Source organism: Lysinibacillus sp. CNPSo 3705, from assembly GCF_028674935.1.
GTDB lineage: Bacteria > Bacillota > Bacilli > Bacillales_A > Planococcaceae > Lysinibacillus.
Genome location: NZ_JAQZSD010000080.1, coordinates 1 through 16,655, shown reverse-complemented (window position 1 = coordinate 16,655; position 16,655 = coordinate 1). Strand labels below are relative to the sequence as shown.

The window sequence follows — 16,655 nt, the reverse complement described above, 5'->3', positions numbered from 1 at the left end:
GCTTTATGTAACGTTACTTATTAAGAAGTATAGGTATTTAAATCTATACTTCTTAATCTAGATTAATCCAAAATATCAATGCGTAAATGTATAATTATACAATTACAACAATTTTCTACGAATTTTTCAAGCAGTAAATATCCTTCTCGTTTTTAAAGAGAAATGTGGTGTTATTAAAAAAAATCCTTTAAATTACTTGCTACTTCATCAACATCAAAGTCCAAATACTGTGTTGTTACTGCTAAATTTTTTTGCATACGCTCTTCGAATAGCATGAGCGTTGATATTTACTAAACCAAACCGCTTCGCATACTTATTTAGTTGTTTAGATATGGCACAATTAGATGATTTACTAGTATTCATTGATAAACCATTTTGTGTTATAAATATATTCCGATTATCTGTGCCAAAATGATTGCGAATACCTTTATTAAGCTCGATTAACATTCTAAGAATATCTATTAACTCTTCATCAATTGGTAATTTTAAAAACTTATGATTTTTTAGTATTGAACCATCAAGATTTAAACACATATGTTCAAAGTCGATATGACTTTCTCTAAGCTCTCCTAATGAGCGAATACGGATACCTGTCTTATACATCAATATGACTGCACAAGCATCTCTAAAACCAATAAAAGTTGTTTGGTCAATCATTTGTAAGAGCTTATCTATATCAGATTCTTTCGCTCCTTTCTTCACTTCCTTATCAATTTTAATTTGAATATTGCTCCAGAAGCGGTCTTTAATCCATCCATTATTAAAGAACTTACCTAGAACGGCTTTTAGACGAATTAATTTAGTAGAAGATTTAACTTCTAAAATATCTAAATAGGGATACAAATTATCAATATTAATGTCCTCTACATATTCAATATGACACACTTCTACAAATTGGTTAAAAATATACTTATAGCTATCTATAGTACGTTGTCTATTCCCAGCTATACGCATTTGATTAAAGACGTTTTCAAGCGCTTCTCTAATCTCCTTATCATTTTCCCTTAAAACTTTTTGTTTCTTCGATATAACCACTACATCACCACTTACCGCAAAAATTCCATGTTTTCTATTTCTCGACACAAAAAAACCTCCTAATTGGTATATTAGAAGGTCTTCAAACAGTTCAAACATGTTAAATATCTATAGGGATAAAAAAAGGGATATTGCACAAGAGTTCAACTCCAGTTCAATATCCCTAGTCTGTTAAATCGTTGATATGACTACGTCTGTAGCCACCTTATGTATGGAGACGGCGGGAGTCGAACCAACCGCTGCATAAAAGGCTATAATACTAGTGTTTTCAACGGTTTATGACAGACATTGAGAATGTTTGACTACGTATTTGACTACGTTTGATAAAAAACATTTTGTGAGGGCAAGGTTATATATTTTTTTTTACCAATTTAATCAATACTCAAAGTGTTTAGAGTACACCCCATAGACACTGAGCTAAAGACTTCCCTACCTACTTTTGCTAGTGCGATAAATAGGAACTGCTCATTTTATAGTTCACTACGCTTCTTTATTCTTAGAGGCACCCAGTGCCTAGCGATTGACTTAACTAAGTATTAGGTTATGTATCGGTCATAAGCTCCGTATTAAATTTTTACAAATATTTCCGATGACGTGCAATTTTTAAACGTATGACACTGTTTATGAGCAATGAGACAGACCTAAACGAGCAACCATACATAAACCATTATGTCACTTCGTCTCACAGCGTTCTGACAGCCCATTAAGGACGTTCAGAACTACTAAGACCCAAATGGGAGATCGTGGGGCGGAACACCTCACACGGTACATCTAACCTCTAATAGCTATATAGTTAGATGTACGAGAAGACCTTACGTACATATGACCCTCCTCACCTACACATATAGATTCTCTTTTATTTGAAACATGTACTCTCCAATGCTCCACACCATTACTCACCTACACTTCAGAACCTTACAAGCCCCAAATAGCTTGTTTAAATGTATGCCCCTAAAATCTCTAATCCTAATATAGATAGATACCTCCATTTTTATTGATGGTACCTATACCTTTGTTCCCTCTACTCGCCTATAAAATTCTACTAATGTACGCACAACAACAAGAGAATTTATTGTTTATTATCTTTTTCTGTTCTTTTACTATGTTTTTTCCTTTTACATGATATTAATAGTTTCACTGTTCTTATAATAGGTACGTTCAGAGGACAGGACATAACATTAGGAGGTTTTAAGATATGGAAAAAGAGTTCTTTACAGTGAGGTCTTTAGCGAAATACCTCGATATGTCAGATCAAACAACCTATAAACTAGCACGAGAAGGAGCTATCCCTGGACGTGTAAAGGTAGGTAGGTCGGTTCGCTTTAACAAAAAGGTAGTCATGGATTGGCTACAACAAGGAGGGGCTAAAGATGATAGTGAAAACTGAGGGCTTATACAGCTTTCAACAAGCTGCTGAAATACTAGGGGTAAGTACACAAAGACTTTTTGAACTTACAGTTTCACCTTATGTAGAGAAGGTGCATATCGAGAACCGTACCTACTTTACCAAAGAGAGCATTAGAAAACTAGTACTGAGGAGTGATTTTTAATGATTAGCGTAGAGAAAACTAGCAGAATACTGAACCATTTTAATGTGAGTTTTTCAGAAGGAGCGGTTTTGGGCTATTTGGAACGTGAACTTATTAACAAAGCCCCTTTGATCCAAAATAGCAATCATTCACGTAATACCAAGTATAACTACGGTGTGAACAAAGAGTCTTTAGCGAGGTTCCTACAAGAGCGTGTGGGGGCAACAGAAAAAGAAATTAATGACATACTTTATGGGTAACCGCTCCCTAGCCATCCTACCCTAATATATTGACCGCTCCTTATCAATCCCTAGGAGCGGTAATACATAATAAATTTCATACCTGCTTTAATCGTGGTTTTTACTAGGAGAACACGTTAAAAACTAGCCCGTCTAACAAACGGTGGCTGTACCGTTAAACGGTGACGGGTTAACCGCATAGTTTTATAGTATTCCCTAGATTTATACCGTCGCAGAGCCTTTGGCTGGTGGCATGACAGAGTTATTTAGAATATACGTGATAAAGCTGCACCTAGGCACGTCGAATGTCATGAAGATACCTCAGGATTAGTCCTTAATATCGCCATCCCCTTTACAGGGGGTGGTATGTTTCCTCGAATTAGTACCATAACCCAACCATAAACCTAATAAATTAGAATAAAAATTAAAGATATAAATACGAGATTCGCGAAGCGAAGCTCGGTGAGGGAGCGTAGCGGACGAACAAGACAGGTAAACATTGACTTAAGTATGCAATTAACTATAGATTCGAAGAACTACCTTGATTGTCCTATGATTACTCTTTATTATGGGATATTCTACGCTTCTTTACTTCGGCATATCCGTAAACCGTCATATTTCTATCCCCTTTTCACCTTTATTTATGAACCTAAGTTACGACACCACTTGTAATAAAAAACCACCTCAGATGATGAGATGGTTACCTCTTACTTTTTATTAACCTAATACATCAATTAGTTGAACAACCCCCTTAACTCTCCCGTCTACATTGTATAAGGCTTTCTTTTTCAGAAATACCTTTTTGTATTGTAACTTTATTTATTTTAACGCCATTTTCTGGAGTATCAGTCAACGTGATATGGATTCTATCAAAGGGGGCATCACCATGGTGTGCACTATAATTTAACGCACTTGCATGAACAATATGTCTTCTTGTATCGCCATTCATTCTTTCAACTTTATCTATTCTTGGACACATGATAAAATCTGAGTAAGTTTTGTCTAGGTAGGAAAAATATCTGGTATATAAAGTTTCTTCAAGCAATTGATCTTTTGATGCCCCAACACTTTCATATTTCCACCCAACTAAGAACCAATCATAAAGCTCTAGTGATTTCAACCGAACCTTTTTATTATTTTGGGTATATATAACCTCACCATCTACTAACGTGCATGTTTTTACTTGGTTTTCGATCATACAATTATATGCAGGTTCAATAACCGCAACATCCCCATTTTTCATTTCTATATTCATTATCGAGATTACGGGGGTTTTATTTAACTCAATTACTCCTTCGGAAGGACTTGCCGTGTTTATCCAGTTAACAACCTTATTGATGATTACTTCCTCATACCCATCATTTTCTTTAAATATACGAGTTTCCCCGTTTAGACGTTTTACTTGAACAAATAAAACATCCTCTTTTTTTAATTTTGGTTGAATACTTGCCTTTACTAATTGCATTGGGGGGAATAATCCAACAATCACCATGACTAGTATTACTAACTTTCTCAAGAATTGTCGCCACCTTCGGATGTGATTTTTGTAGGTATTATTCCCTTATATTAAAACTAAATACTAAAAGAACTAAGAAAGAAGAACGTTATTCAATAGCCTTCCTTAGTAACTAACTGTGCCGTTAGTAGTGAGGCTCTCACAATGTTTGAAAGATAGACTACCGATAAACCTAAATCTCAAATCGTCTGAATGGCTTGTAGACCTTCTTTTTACCTTTCACAGATCACTAATAACCTTTTTCGGTAGGTAAAATCAGAGTATAATACCGCTCCTATGTGCATATTCCACGTAGCTGACAACAAGATAGGTAAACAATATCAAAAGAATGCAACCGCAACTTTTCCCCACCATGTTTCGACACCTAAATTATAAAACATATGTGGGGGTATTTTTAGTGGAAATAGAAGCGTTGAACATTTTACAAAATATGGTGTCATCTACAATACAACAGGTTGTTAATAGCTACCAACCAAAGGAATGGTTGAGCTTAAAAGAGGGAGCTTCATATGCAGGGGTCAGTTATAACACGTTCCTCAAATTTAGAGAAATGGGGTTAAAAGTGACTGAAATCGATGGTATAAAGCGGGTTTCAAAATCAACGATAGATTCCTTCTACGATCAACATAGTTTCTAAAAACAAACCAGAAATAAAATATTTTATAATTAAGCTATGACGCTGATACTATCATGTCATGGCTTTTATACTGTAGAATAGACTTTATGCTACGTATTATCTTACTTAGCATTATTCCTCTATATACCTTGCCCTCACAAGTGTAAGGGGGAAAATCATGACAAAGAAAAAAGTATCACCAATCAAAAGCTACAAGCTAAAAAATGGTGAACTACGATACGAGTTCCCTGTTTATTTAGGTGTTGATCCACTAACAGGTAAACAGAAGCGAACGATGAAGCGTGGCTTTAAAACTCGTAAGGAAGCGGAGTTAGCACTAGCACGTATTAAGCTAGATGTAGCAAATGGCACTTATCGTAAGGAGCGGGCAGAGACATACCAAGAGTTGTATGACTTATGGATATCTCAGTACGAAAAAACTGTTGAGGAAAGCACATTCGTCAAAACGACAGGTATCTTCAAAAACCACATTTTACCTGCTATGGGTACTTATAAAATTGAAAAAATTAATGTAGATGTATGTCAAAAGCATATTGATGAATGGGCGGCAAAGTTAAAGAAGTTTAGGATGGTAAAGGCATATGCTGCTAAGGTATTGGACTTTGCGATTAAGCGTGAGTATATACAAACCAATCCCTTCACACACGTAGACATGCCCACCAACGCTTCTAAAAAGGCGGTTGTCACGGAAGAAGATGAAGCAGAAAACTTCTATACTCGTGAACAGCTCATTCAGTTCCTATCATGCCTAAAACAAGAAAGTAACTACAAAGCATATGCCCTATTCCATCTACTTGCTTACAGCGGAATGCGTAAAGGTGAAGCCTTGGCTCTAACGTGGGATGACCTAAACCTCACAACAAATGAGCTACGTATTAATAAGGCACTTTCACGAGGTAAAGATAATCAGCTATATGTTAAGACTACAAAGACAGGTGTTGCTCGTACTATTAAAATGGATCCTAAAACAATGGCAATATTAAAAAAGTGGAAGAAAAGGCAGAAGCAGGATTATTTAGCGCTTGGCATTAATACGATGCAACCTAAACAGCTAGTATTTAGTAATGAAAGCAATGAATACCTACAGCCTACAAAGACTCGTAAATGGATTTTACACGTTCAGAATAAATATAAGCTAGGTACAATTACAACACACGGTTTACGCCATACTCACTGTTCGCTGTTATTTGAGGCGGGAGCAACCTTAAAGGAAGTTCAAGATCGTTTAGGTCATAGTGATATAAAAACAACAATGGACATATACACCCATGTTACGAAAGAAGCAAAAGAAGAAGCGATATTGAAGTTTGCTAGCTATCTTGAGACGTAGTTAGATGACTACGCTTTGACTACGTTTTTGACTACGTTCGTTTGATACTCAATGAAACTATATGATATAGACAAAATAAAAAACCCTTGATATACAAGGGTTTTGACGTTCATTGAAATTCAATGAAATCATATTATGGAGACGGCGGGAGTCGAACCCGCGTCCAGAAACTCCAATACTTCAGCTTCTACGCGTGTAGTTTGCCTATTTACGATTCACGTAGCATTATGCCGACAAACAGGCGTCCTGTACGCTAACCTGGAAATCTCTTGTCGGTGACTCAGGTGGCACCATCGACCGTATCCCACTAAAGTTGGGCCCTACGTTCTCTACATGGGCGATAGAGAGGCAGAGCGCTTAAGAGCTTACGCTGCGAAAGCTAAGTTTTGTTGTTTGCCAGTTATTATATAACTTCCGTTGATGACGGAGCCGAGACCTCCGACGCGCGACCAAAGCTTGAACCATCCCTGTCGAATCCGTAACGTCCCCTTGAATATGAATCGAAGCACATGGCCTCGTTCAAGCAAAGGAGCTAGAATTTCTTCTAGTACGGTGGGAGCTAAAAGTACGCTTCCATGTAATCTGGCATTCAGTAATACTTATTATAAAGCAAATCTAGCTATAGTTCAAGTGTCCCGCAATGATAGAAAAAATTGGCTAGCTCACAATGATTTTTTATTTCATCATCTTACATTTATAATCTCTTCCGACTCACTCTACCTAAATACAAAAAGCTCACCATCCAATAGTGAGCTTTCTAACAACCTATTAATCTTGATTTTTTGCTTTGAAGGCACGTTCCATGTCGCGTTTTGCTTCTTTTTTGCGCATGTCGTTACGTTTGTCGTAATCCTTTTTCCCTTTGCCGACGCCGATTAATAGTTTGGCATAGCCGTCTTTAATGTACATTTTTAACGGGACGATTGTATAACCGTCACGTTTTACGGCACCAACTAGCTCGCCGATTTGCTTTTTATGAAGCAGTAGCTTGCGGGCGCGCAGTGGGTCATGGTTAAAGCGGTTGCCTTGTTCGAATGAGCTGACATGCATATTGTTGATCCATGCTTCACCGCCGCGGATTTGTACATAGGATTCTTTTAGTTGAACCCTTCCTGCACGGATGGATTTAATTTCTGTGCCTGTGAGCACCATGCCCGCTTCAATTGTCTCTTCAATGAAGTAGTCGTGCCCGGCTTTTTTGTTTTGTGCTAATACTTTCCCAGTACCTTTTGCCATATAAAATCACCCTCTACTTAAAGGATAAGCAGGGTCAACCTGCTTTTATTGATAAAGTGAAAGCACCCACTTCAATTTGTTTTAAAGCGCTAATGATGCCTTCACCTATACTTTTACGTTATTTGCGTTTTGGTTTTTTCTTTTTGTTTTTCTTGGCTACGCCCTCGTAGAACTTTTGCTTTTGTTTCACGCCTTTTTTAGGGCCTGGGCTTGAGCCATCTTTGCGGCGTCCTCGTGGGTCACGGTCGTTTTCACGTCGCTCTCCTTGGCCGCCTCGGCTTTCTTCATCGCGACCTCTATGACTGCCACGTCCACCACGTTCTTCTTCGTTGCGACCACTGCGACTGCCACGTCCACCTCGCACTTCCCCGTTGCGACCACCTTTGCGGCCATTACGACCATCTTTGTTGTCGCTATAATTTTTGCGTGCGTGTATAACAGTAGGTGCAGCTTTTCGAGTTCGTCCATAAGACGTTACCATTCCGACGATTTCAAAGTCAATCGATGACTCCTCAATAATAACATTTGCTACTCGTACTGTAACTTCATCACCAATACGGAATTGACGATTTGTACGTTCCCCAATCATAATCATTTGACGATCATCAAAGCGGTAGTAGTCATCTGTCATATTGCTTATATGGACAAGTCCTTCAATCGTGTTTGGTAGCTCCACGAAAATCCCGAAGTTTGTAATGGATGAGACGATCCCTTCAAACTCTTCCCCAATTTTATCGGACATATATTGTGCTTTTTTCAGTGCATCAGTATCGCGTTCTGCATCGACAGCACGGCGTTCACGCTCTGACGTATGGTCAGCAATTTCATCCATCACCATACTCCACTGTGCAACCGTTTCTTTCGATGTATCTTTATTAATTAAATACGTGCGAATTAAACGATGGACGATTAAGTCCGGATAACGTCGAATCGGTGACGTAAAGTGTGTATAGAAATCTGTAGATAAACCAAAGTGACCTAAGCTTTCAGGATAATATTTTGCCTGCTGCATGGAGCGTAGCAGCATTGTTGAAATAACAGGCTCCTCTGGCATACCTTCAATGGCCTTTAATACATCCTGTAGCGCCTTTGGATGTACTGTGTTCCCTGTACCTTTGATTAAAATACCGAAATTCGTGACAAATTCAAAGAAGCGTTGCAGCTTTTCTGGCTTTGGATCCTCGTGAATACGGTAAAGGAACGGTACATTCATCCAGTGGAAGTGCTCTGCAACCGTTTCATTGGCTGCTAGCATGAAATCTTCAATTAATTTCTCAGCTACTGTACGTTCACGTAATTCAATATCTACTGGCCATCCATCTTCGTCCACGATTACTTTAGATTCTTTAAAGTCAAAGTCAATAGCACCACGCATTTCACGTTTAGTACGTAAAATGTTAGACAGCTCAGCCATATGTTTAAACATTGGCACTAGTGGCTCATAGCGGGCAATTAGCTCTGCGTCCTGCTCCTCTAAAATTTTGTAAACGTCTCTATATGTCATACGCTCAGTCGTTTTAATGACACTTTGGAAAATTTCATGTGAAATCACATTACCATTTGCATCAATAATCATTTCACAAGACAGTACTAAACGATCAACCTGTGGATTTAATGAACAAATACCATTCGATAATCGATGTGGAATCATTGGAATAACGCGGTCTGTTAAATAAACACTCGTCGCACGATCGTAGGCTTCAACATCTATTACAGAGCCTTGTGTTACATAATAACTAACATCTGCAATATGTACGCCAAGTTTATAAGTACCGTCTACATTTTTCGTTACGGTTACAGCATCATCCAAGTCCTTCGCATCAGCTCCATCGATTGTCACAATCGTTTCGTGGCGTAAATCACGGCGGCCCTCTAAATCTGCCTCTGTAATTTCATCTGGCACTCGTTGCGCAGCCGCAACCACTTCTTCAGGGAATTCTGGTGGAATATCGTGCTTATATAAAATAGAGAGAATATCCACACCTGGGTCATTTTTATGCCCTAAAATTTTTGTAATATAGCCTGTTGCCGATTTTAAATCCTCTGGCCAAGTAGCTACCTCAACGACAACCTTGTGCCCGTCAACAGCTCCTAATGTATCACCCTTAGCAATGAAAATATCCATCGGTAGTTTTTTGTCATCTAAAACAACAAAGCCAAAGCCTCGATTAGCTTGGAACGTCCCAACAAAGCTCGTTTGTCCACGCTCCACTACCTTTGTCACCGTACCTTCACGACGATCACCGAATGATTCCTTTAAAACACGTATTAAAACGATATCGCCGTTAATCGCACCATTTATTTCATGTGGTGGAATGAAAACATCATCCATCCCCTCAATATCAGGTGTCACAAAGCCAAAGCCTTTCGCGTGTCCGATAAATTTACCTCGAAGTAAATTCATGCGCTCCGGCAAGCCATAACGATTGGAGCGAGAACGCACAACTAAGCCTTGCCCCTCCATACGCACTAACGTTTTCACTAATTCTTTAAATTCGTCAGCATCTTCAAAGCCAAATACGTCCTCGATTTCGCCAACGGTTAATGGTTTATATTCTTCTTCACCGAAAAAATCGAGTAAACGACTTTGTAGTGAATTGTTCTGGTCTTTCATAATTTCCCTCCTTCATGAGAAAATCCTAATTATATTATTATTGTGCCCAATTTAAGCTTTCTAAAAAGCGATAAATGTCTTCATGTAACTGATCTTTTTCTTGATCTAACGTAATAACATGTTTTGAGTTGTCATACCACTTAATCTGTTTTTCAAGTGACTCAGTTTGATTATATATAATGTTGGCAGATTCTGTCTCAATTACCTCATCATTTGTCGCCTGTACGACAAAAATTGGTGCATATATCATGTCAATTTCTTGACGTGTCCGGGCAATAAACTCGCGCAATTCTTGTAAAGATGGCATGCCCTTTTCAGCAATTAACGCAACCTCAGCTTCGATTTGCTCCTCATCTTTACCTTGGAACTTTTTATAGTCCCTCGCATATTTCAGTACACCTTGAAACATAACATCTGTTGTACGCATCGTCATTGGAGCACACATTGTCACTATACCTTTCACTGGGTTATTAAGCGCAATATTTAATGCCATCACACCACCCAATGATAAGCCTGCAACAGCAATCTCCTCATAGCCCGCATCCTGCAGCTGTTTGTACGCGGCTACGACATCCTGCCACCAATCAACAGGACCTGTTGTAATAAGTTCCTCCGGTTCCACACCGTGACCTTTAAAATGAGGTGCTAATGTAGTATACCCTTTTTTCTCTAAAAATCTCCCAAGCATTCGCACATCCGCCGAGCTTCCCGTAAACCCATGCAATAACAAAACTGCTCTAGGTCCTGCCTGAAAGAAAAAAGGCTGTGATAACGATTTTTTCATTGCGCGCCTCCTTCATCCAAATACATATACTATAACCATTATAGCCATACTGAAGCTTCCTAAAAAGTTTTGGCGATTGTTACATCTTTTATGAGGTTTTATCGGTTAATATTATGGTCTTTTTCAGCATTTTGATGTTTCTGGCAATTCTATTTGGCATTTCGAGGAATCTATCCGGCATTTTGGCTCTTCTATCCGTCGCTTCGGGGTGTCTATCCGTCACTTTGACTCTTCTACCCGCCGCTTCGGGGTGTCTATCCATCTCTTTGACTCTTCTTTCCGTCGCTTCGGGGTGTCTATCTATCACTTTTAGCTTTTCCATCCGTCGCTTTGAGGTGTCTATCCATCATTTTGGCTCTTCTATCCATCGCTTCGGGGTGTCTATCCATCATTTTGCCTCTTCTATCCATCGCTTCGGAGTGTCTATCCATCTCTTTGACTCTTCTATCCGTCGCTTCGGGGTGTCTATCCATCATTTTGCCTCTTCTATCCGTCGCTTCGGGGTGTCTATCCGTCACTTTGACTCTTCTATCCGTCTGCTTCGAGGTGTCTATCCGTCACTTTGACTCTTTTATCCGTCGCTTCAGGGATTCTCCGTCAATTTGACTCTTCGAAGTCAAGTCCTTAATATTGTGTAAAATTCTATACAATGTTCTTCAACTCTGACTTTAGTTTTTTCAAAATTGTCCAGCTTATGTTAGAATTCGCCGCTAAAAGTGTGAGTTGCGCCGCTAACCAAAGGAAGAACGCCGCTAAAACACGAAATTCCGCCGCTAACCAAGCGAGGATCGCCGCTAAAACACGAAATCCCGCCGCTTCAGCTCTTTCATCGCTGATAAAAGAGCTTCGAGGATTCTATCCGTCACTTCAAGGATTCTACCCTTTAGCTTTTCCATCCATCATTTTACGATTCGCAGTATTTACACCCTTGCGCGGGTAGTCACTTCGCTTTCGCAAGTATTTCCCTGCCTCACGCGAGCATTCTTCGCTTCCGCGCCCGACCTCGCGAGAGTATCTCCTTCCCCACACACGGGTGCTGAACTAACTATGTATTGATGACATCCAAATAATTAGTACGATAAAAGAAAACGCCCAACCAGTAAAGGTTAGGCGATATATCTTCAACTATTAGATTTTTGTAATAGCGAGTGCTAAAATAAAAAATAATATTGCTAACACAATTGTAACACGGTGAAGGATTAAATCCATACCACGTGCTTTTTGCTTTCCAAATAGTTGTTCAGCTCCACCCGAGATGGCACCTGACAAGCCTGCACTTTTACTAGATTGAAGTAATACTACAACGATCAACGCTACTGAAACGATAATTAATGAAACTAATACTACTGTATGCATTCACTGCACCTCCCGAACTTCGAACATCACAACGTAATATATTATAACAAAAAAAGGTTCTCTTGACAAACTGAGATTAATAAATATCCTCATTTTCCCTCTTTAAGTTATTTTTTCTAAAAATCAACATACCATCTTGCTATCACATTATCCTATAATAGTTAAAAGCATAGTCATCACAAAAATTCCAAAAAACGTCATTCATATAAGTTAATTGACGTGGAGGCAAGACGACTCTTGAGGGTTAGCGACACAGAAGAGCCCCTGCAAAATAGAGGAACGAAAGATAAGCGCATCATGTCCTCTGATCATGCCATCGGACCAACATCCCGCAGCTTTCGCACAAACAAAACACCATGTTGTCACTTCGCTTTTGCACAGAAAAAAACATCTGTTGTGCCGCTTCGCTTTCGCACAAAAACATCTGTTGTTGTCGCTTCGCTTTCGCACAAAGCACAAAAACATCTGTTGCTGTCGCTTCGCTTTCGCACAAAGCACAAAACATCTGTTGCTGTCGCTTCGCTTTCGCACAAAGTACAAAAACATCTGTTGCTGCCGTTTCGCTTTCGCACAAACACATCTGTTGCTCTTAGTGGCGATCGAACGCCCGCCGGAAAGCGTTAAAACCCTCACGTTTTAGTGATGAGTTAAAAATATAATTATAATGGAGGAATTATGAAAAAGAGTTTATTGCTGATTTTTTTACTTATTATTTTAAGCATGCTTAGCGCTTGTTCAGCTGCTATCAAGGCTGTCGAAGTATTAGCACCAGAGGAACCTGCATCCGAAGAAGAGGCTTCTATGGACTTTAAGGAGCCTACTAGTAAAGCTCAATCAGTGGAGTTTTCTGCGGAAGACCTTTTTTCAACGGCATTATTTAAGGAAGATCTTGCTTTGTTGCAATTTTCAAAAAAGGTTGAGAAGCATATATCCACGTTTGACCCAAATTTCACAGTAATGTATAGGGGAAAACTAGATTGGGATACATTTGAAGAACAACTGAATGATCTTTATAACATACTTAATTTTGTTAATCCTTATACAACAGGATATATCAAAGATTACAACTGGGAAGCATGGGAAGTAGATAGTGGTTATGAGATAAAATTTGATTTTACATATTTTACAGATGCCAAAAAGGAAAAGAAAGTCGATGATTATGTAGAGAAATTTGCAACGAAGTATATTACGAATGACATGGATGATTTTCATCGTGCTAAAGCTGTTAATGACTTTGTAGTACAATTAGCCACTTATTCTGGTGAAGATGCGTCAGAAGGTCAATCTGTTTATGAATTAATTAGTCAAGAAACTGGTGTTTGCCAAGCTTATACACTTTTAGCCTACCGTTTATTTTTGGCGGCTGGTCTTGATGCTAAATATGTTTATGGCTATAGCGATAATCAGCTTCATGCATGGAATTTAGTAAGTGTTAATGGTGATTGGTATCATGTTGATACGACTTGGAATGATGTTAATCCTGATGAACCTTATGCTATTTCCTACGAATATTTTTTAGTGAATGACGAAAAACTAAGTGAAGATCATATTTGGGCACGTGACAACTATTTTGCTGCTACAAGCAACGCCTATGATTTTATGCATGATATGTGGTACGCGGATACTGTTGGCAACGTTATTTATTATAATAGTATGGCCGATAACATGGTATACGCCTATGATTTAGCAACAAAACAAAATAGACAGGTTACGGAAACAGCGTGTTATTTCCTTGCGGCAGTTGACGATTCGATTTATTGTAGTGATTATGATAATGGCGGCTTTTTAACAAAGATATTTATTAAAGATGGCTCAGAAGAAGTGTTGTTAGAGGAAGAGGTTCAAAATTTGTTCATTAATGATAAAGGGGTTTTATTATACGAAACCATTGATGGTGAAAAACATTCACAAAATTTATAGCTTATGCTAGATTCTATTTTCATATCCAGCCTTTAGTTTTCGTAAGACTGGGCGACTCCTCGGGGATCAGGTTACAGATGAGCCTGGAGGAAAGCGCTCAGTCGGAACGGAAACACTCCCCACTTTAGTTATAAATACCACATATAACAATATCCACACAATATCATAACAATTAATTCATTGTAGCTTTACAACCTTCCTTTACACTTACTTGTGAAATGACCTTATCTTAAGGAGGAAAATCATGAAACATTCAAAAAAATGGAGTTCATTGTTTCTAGCAAGCGCAATTGCTTTATCGTCGATTAGTATCGCTCAGCCGCAAGTAGAAGCTGCTCAAGTAAAGAAGCCAACAAATGTGATTATGCTCGTGATGGATGGGAGTAGTAATAATGCCGTTACACTTTCTCGTTGGTATAAAGGTCAAAGTTTAGCGATGGATGAAATTTTATCAGGGGGCGTGCGTACATACTCTGCCGAATCAGCTATTACTGATTCAGCTCCTGCCGCTACTGCGTTAGCAACTGGCCATAAATCAAATGATAAATATGTAGGTGTATTACCGTCCGTTATTAATTCACCAGGGCTTAAGCAAATTGCCAAAGAGGATGCTTTTAGACCTGTAGCTAATGTTTTAGAAGGGGCTAAACAACAGGGTAAGGCGACTGGACTGATTGCTACTTCGGAAATTCAGCATGCCACACCAGCAGGCTTTTCTGCACATGTTAAAAATAGAAGCCAATATGATGACATTGCTGAGCAGCAGGTTTATCAAAACATCGATGTCGTATTAGGTGGTGGCTTTGAGTCTTTGGCACCCGGTACAACTAAAAATGCTCGAAAAGATGGCGAGAATTTAGTGGATGTCCTTAAAGAAAAAAATTATGACATCGTGAAAACGCGAGATGAGCTTCTAAACAGTAACTCGTCAAAAATTTGGGGAAGCTTTGCTCCAGGTGCCCTTGCCTACGATTTTGATCGTGCCAAAACGAAAGCATCTGAGCCAAGTCTTGCTGAGATGACTAGTAAAGCTATTGATACGCTAAAAAAGGATGAAGATGGCTTCTTCTTATTTGTAGAAGGCAGTAAAGTGGACTGGGCGGCTCATGCCAATGATACAATTGGCATGATTAGCGATATTTTATCGTTTGATGATGCAGTTAAGGAAGCGGTTGATTTTGCAAAAAAAGATGGCAATACTATGGTCATTGCTGTGACAGACCACGGCAATAGTGGGATTACAATGGGTAATGCTAACACGACAAGTACTTATTCCAACACACCTGTTTCTGCCTATATCGACCCTCTAAAGAAAGCTAAAATGACCGTTGAAGGTGCACTAAGCCAATTAAAAGAGGATAAATCAAATATTGTAGAAGTCGCTGCACTTTATGGATTGGATGATTTATCACCGGACGAGCTTACAACCTTACAGTTAGCTAAAGACCCCGGCGAAGAAATGGTAAAAATGCTTGCCAACCGTGCTAATATTGGCTTTACAACCGGTGGACATACTGGCGACGATGTGTTTTTATACTCATTCGGGCCATCTATAATTACAGGTCTTGTAGAAAACACAGATTTGGCCCATGCGATGGCAAAGTTTATGGACTTCGATTTAAATAAACTGACAGATGATTTATATATACCAGCAACGAAAGCATTTACGGAAAAAGGCTACACATCTAAAATTGACTTAACTGTTAAAGAAAACCCTAAATTGATTGCACAAAAAAATAATGTAACCGTTACAATCCCAGTTAATAAGAACATTGTAATATACGAACAAGACAAGACAGCCAAAACACATACCTTTGATACAATTAATGTCTACAACGGTACTGAATTTTATGTTTCTAAAAAAGTTTTAAATGTAATTAAATAACGGCTTTTACGGAAAGTCTGTAGTGCGCAAAAAATAAGGGTGCTATCATAAGTTGAGATGTTTAACTTGATGGTGGCACTTTTCTTTTTTGCTCAAATTTGTTTTTGCAACAGTCCTCAAAAGATTACCACTTTTATCATCTGCTTAACATTTTTACAGCTTCCATTTTGGTTATCCCCTCTCACTATAAATTATACCAATATTTTCCGTCCGATTTACTTTGATTTTACTTTCATTTATTATGCTTAATGTAGCAAAAAATTAGATTGCTTCGATGCCCTAAAACGAAATTTAAGGATTTTTTAAGTACCATTGAAGCGGAAAAACAGCGATAATAAAGGTGATTGTAGTTTTAGTAAAATTCAAATTGAGGTTCAAAGGATAATCATTTTCTGCCCTTCATGTAGGTAAGTTTTTAGAAACCTTAATTTTACCTTAAATTAATCTTATGATTTTATGAATATCGAGAAATTTAGCAACATTTTAATCTACAATCCGTCAAAACAGTGTTAAAAATTAATAAGTGGAAAAATAATTTAGAAAAAACTTGAAAAAATATCTAATTATTTATATA

At 38.4% G+C, this 16,655-nt stretch carries 14 protein-coding genes and 1 other RNA gene; 8 read left to right on the top strand and 7 right to left on the bottom strand.

The features are described from left to right. Window positions 1-213 precede the first annotated feature (213 nt). Window positions 214-1,083, bottom strand: a complete 870-nt coding sequence (locus PVA17_RS22125) for a tyrosine-type recombinase/integrase (protein WP_274068991.1) — start codon at window positions 1,081-1,083, stop codon at window positions 214-216. Between the two features lie 1,147 nt (window positions 1,084-2,230). Between PVA17_RS22125 and PVA17_RS22120 the strand changes: the two genes are divergently transcribed. From PVA17_RS22120 to PVA17_RS22110, 3 genes are read left to right on the top strand one after another with little or no spacing between them, the layout of a single operon-like run. Next, the gene (locus tag PVA17_RS22120; protein WP_274068990.1) at window positions 2,231-2,422 is read left to right on the top strand and encodes a helix-turn-helix transcriptional regulator; all 192 of its coding nucleotides are present in this window, start codon (window positions 2,231-2,233) and stop codon (window positions 2,420-2,422) included. Beyond that, on the top strand, window positions 2,406-2,585 hold the full coding sequence (locus tag PVA17_RS22115; RefSeq protein ID WP_274068989.1) for a hypothetical protein: 180 nt from the start codon (window positions 2,406-2,408) through the stop codon (window positions 2,583-2,585). The genes PVA17_RS22120 and PVA17_RS22115 overlap by 17 nt, the downstream gene beginning before the upstream one ends. Further along, window positions 2,585-2,824, top strand: a complete 240-nt coding sequence (locus PVA17_RS22110) for a hypothetical protein (RefSeq protein WP_274068988.1) — start codon at window positions 2,585-2,587, stop codon at window positions 2,822-2,824. The genes PVA17_RS22115 and PVA17_RS22110 overlap by 1 nt, the downstream gene beginning before the upstream one ends. A 730-nt stretch (window positions 2,825-3,554) precedes the next feature. Here the strand turns inward: PVA17_RS22110 and PVA17_RS22105 are convergent. Then, window positions 3,555-4,319, bottom strand: coding sequence for a hypothetical protein (locus PVA17_RS22105; protein WP_274068987.1), 765 nt, complete (start codon window positions 4,317-4,319; stop codon window positions 3,555-3,557). Window positions 4,320-4,716: 397 nt separating this feature from the next. On the opposite strand from PVA17_RS22105, the gene PVA17_RS22100 reads away from it, so the two are divergent. Both PVA17_RS22100 and PVA17_RS22095 read left to right on the top strand, forming a co-directional pair. After that, window positions 4,717-4,956, top strand: coding sequence for a DNA-binding protein (locus PVA17_RS22100; RefSeq protein WP_274068986.1), 240 nt, complete (start codon window positions 4,717-4,719; stop codon window positions 4,954-4,956). Between the two features lie 157 nt (window positions 4,957-5,113). Then, window positions 5,114-6,286 (top strand): site-specific integrase, encoded by a 1,173-nt coding sequence (locus tag PVA17_RS22095; protein ID WP_274068985.1) that lies wholly within the window; start codon window positions 5,114-5,116, stop codon window positions 6,284-6,286. Between the two features lie 133 nt (window positions 6,287-6,419). Here PVA17_RS22095 and ssrA read toward each other — a convergent pair. From ssrA to secG, 5 genes are all read right to left on the bottom strand, one after another. Beyond that, window positions 6,420-6,775, bottom strand: a transfer-messenger RNA (tmRNA) gene (gene ssrA, locus PVA17_RS22090). 279 nt (window positions 6,776-7,054) lie between these two features. Next, window positions 7,055-7,522, bottom strand: coding sequence for an SsrA-binding protein SmpB (gene smpB / locus PVA17_RS22085; RefSeq protein ID WP_274068984.1), 468 nt, complete (start codon window positions 7,520-7,522; stop codon window positions 7,055-7,057). A 118-nt stretch (window positions 7,523-7,640) separates the two neighbouring features. After that, window positions 7,641-10,136 carry a ribonuclease R gene (gene rnr / locus PVA17_RS22080; protein ID WP_274068983.1) on the bottom strand — a complete coding sequence of 832 codons (2,496 nt, stop codon included), beginning with the start codon at window positions 10,134-10,136 and terminating at the stop codon, window positions 7,641-7,643. Between the two features lie 37 nt (window positions 10,137-10,173). Beyond that, window positions 10,174-10,920, bottom strand: a complete 747-nt coding sequence (locus PVA17_RS22075; RefSeq protein ID WP_274068982.1) for an alpha/beta hydrolase — start codon at window positions 10,918-10,920, stop codon at window positions 10,174-10,176. Between the two features lie 1,128 nt (window positions 10,921-12,048). Further along, a complete protein-coding gene (secG, locus tag PVA17_RS22070; protein WP_132361958.1) occupies window positions 12,049-12,276 on the bottom strand; it encodes a preprotein translocase subunit SecG in 228 nt (75 codons plus the stop codon). Between the two features lie 237 nt (window positions 12,277-12,513). Here secG and PVA17_RS22065 point away from each other — a divergent pair, with 237 nt between their 5' ends. From PVA17_RS22065 to PVA17_RS22055, 3 genes are all read left to right on the top strand, one after another. Next, the gene (locus PVA17_RS22065) at window positions 12,514-12,900 is read left to right on the top strand and encodes a hypothetical protein (RefSeq protein ID WP_274068981.1); all 387 of its coding nucleotides are present in this window, start codon (window positions 12,514-12,516) and stop codon (window positions 12,898-12,900) included. Window positions 12,901-12,951: 51 nt separating this feature from the next. Next, window positions 12,952-14,196, top strand: a complete 1,245-nt coding sequence (locus PVA17_RS22060; RefSeq protein WP_274068980.1) for a transglutaminase domain-containing protein — start codon at window positions 12,952-12,954, stop codon at window positions 14,194-14,196. A 244-nt stretch (window positions 14,197-14,440) separates the two neighbouring features. Then, a complete protein-coding gene (locus PVA17_RS22055; RefSeq protein WP_274068979.1) occupies window positions 14,441-16,081 on the top strand; it encodes an alkaline phosphatase in 1,641 nt (546 codons plus the stop codon). Window positions 16,082-16,655: the final 574 nt, after the last annotated feature.

Coding starts and splice junctions, on each gene's coding strand:
- PVA17_RS22115 (WP_274068989.1), top strand. CDS start 2,406: ATGATAGTGAAAACTGAGGGCTTATACAGCTTTCAACAAGCTGCTGAA.
- rnr (WP_274068983.1), bottom strand. CDS start 10,136: ATGAAAGACCAGAACAATTCACTACAAAGTCGTTTACTCGATTTTTTC.
- smpB (WP_274068984.1), bottom strand. CDS start 7,522: ATGGCAAAAGGTACTGGGAAAGTATTAGCACAAAACAAAAAAGCCGGG.
- secG (WP_132361958.1), bottom strand. CDS start 12,276: ATGCATACAGTAGTATTAGTTTCATTAATTATCGTTTCAGTAGCGTTG.
- PVA17_RS22120 (WP_274068990.1), top strand. CDS start 2,231: ATGGAAAAAGAGTTCTTTACAGTGAGGTCTTTAGCGAAATACCTCGAT.
- PVA17_RS22095 (WP_274068985.1), top strand. CDS start 5,114: ATGACAAAGAAAAAAGTATCACCAATCAAAAGCTACAAGCTAAAAAAT.
- PVA17_RS22110 (WP_274068988.1), top strand. CDS start 2,585: ATGATTAGCGTAGAGAAAACTAGCAGAATACTGAACCATTTTAATGTG.
- PVA17_RS22060 (WP_274068980.1), top strand. CDS start 12,952: ATGAAAAAGAGTTTATTGCTGATTTTTTTACTTATTATTTTAAGCATG.
- PVA17_RS22075 (WP_274068982.1), bottom strand. CDS start 10,920: ATGAAAAAATCGTTATCACAGCCTTTTTTCTTTCAGGCAGGACCTAGA.
- PVA17_RS22055 (WP_274068979.1), top strand. CDS start 14,441: ATGAAACATTCAAAAAAATGGAGTTCATTGTTTCTAGCAAGCGCAATT.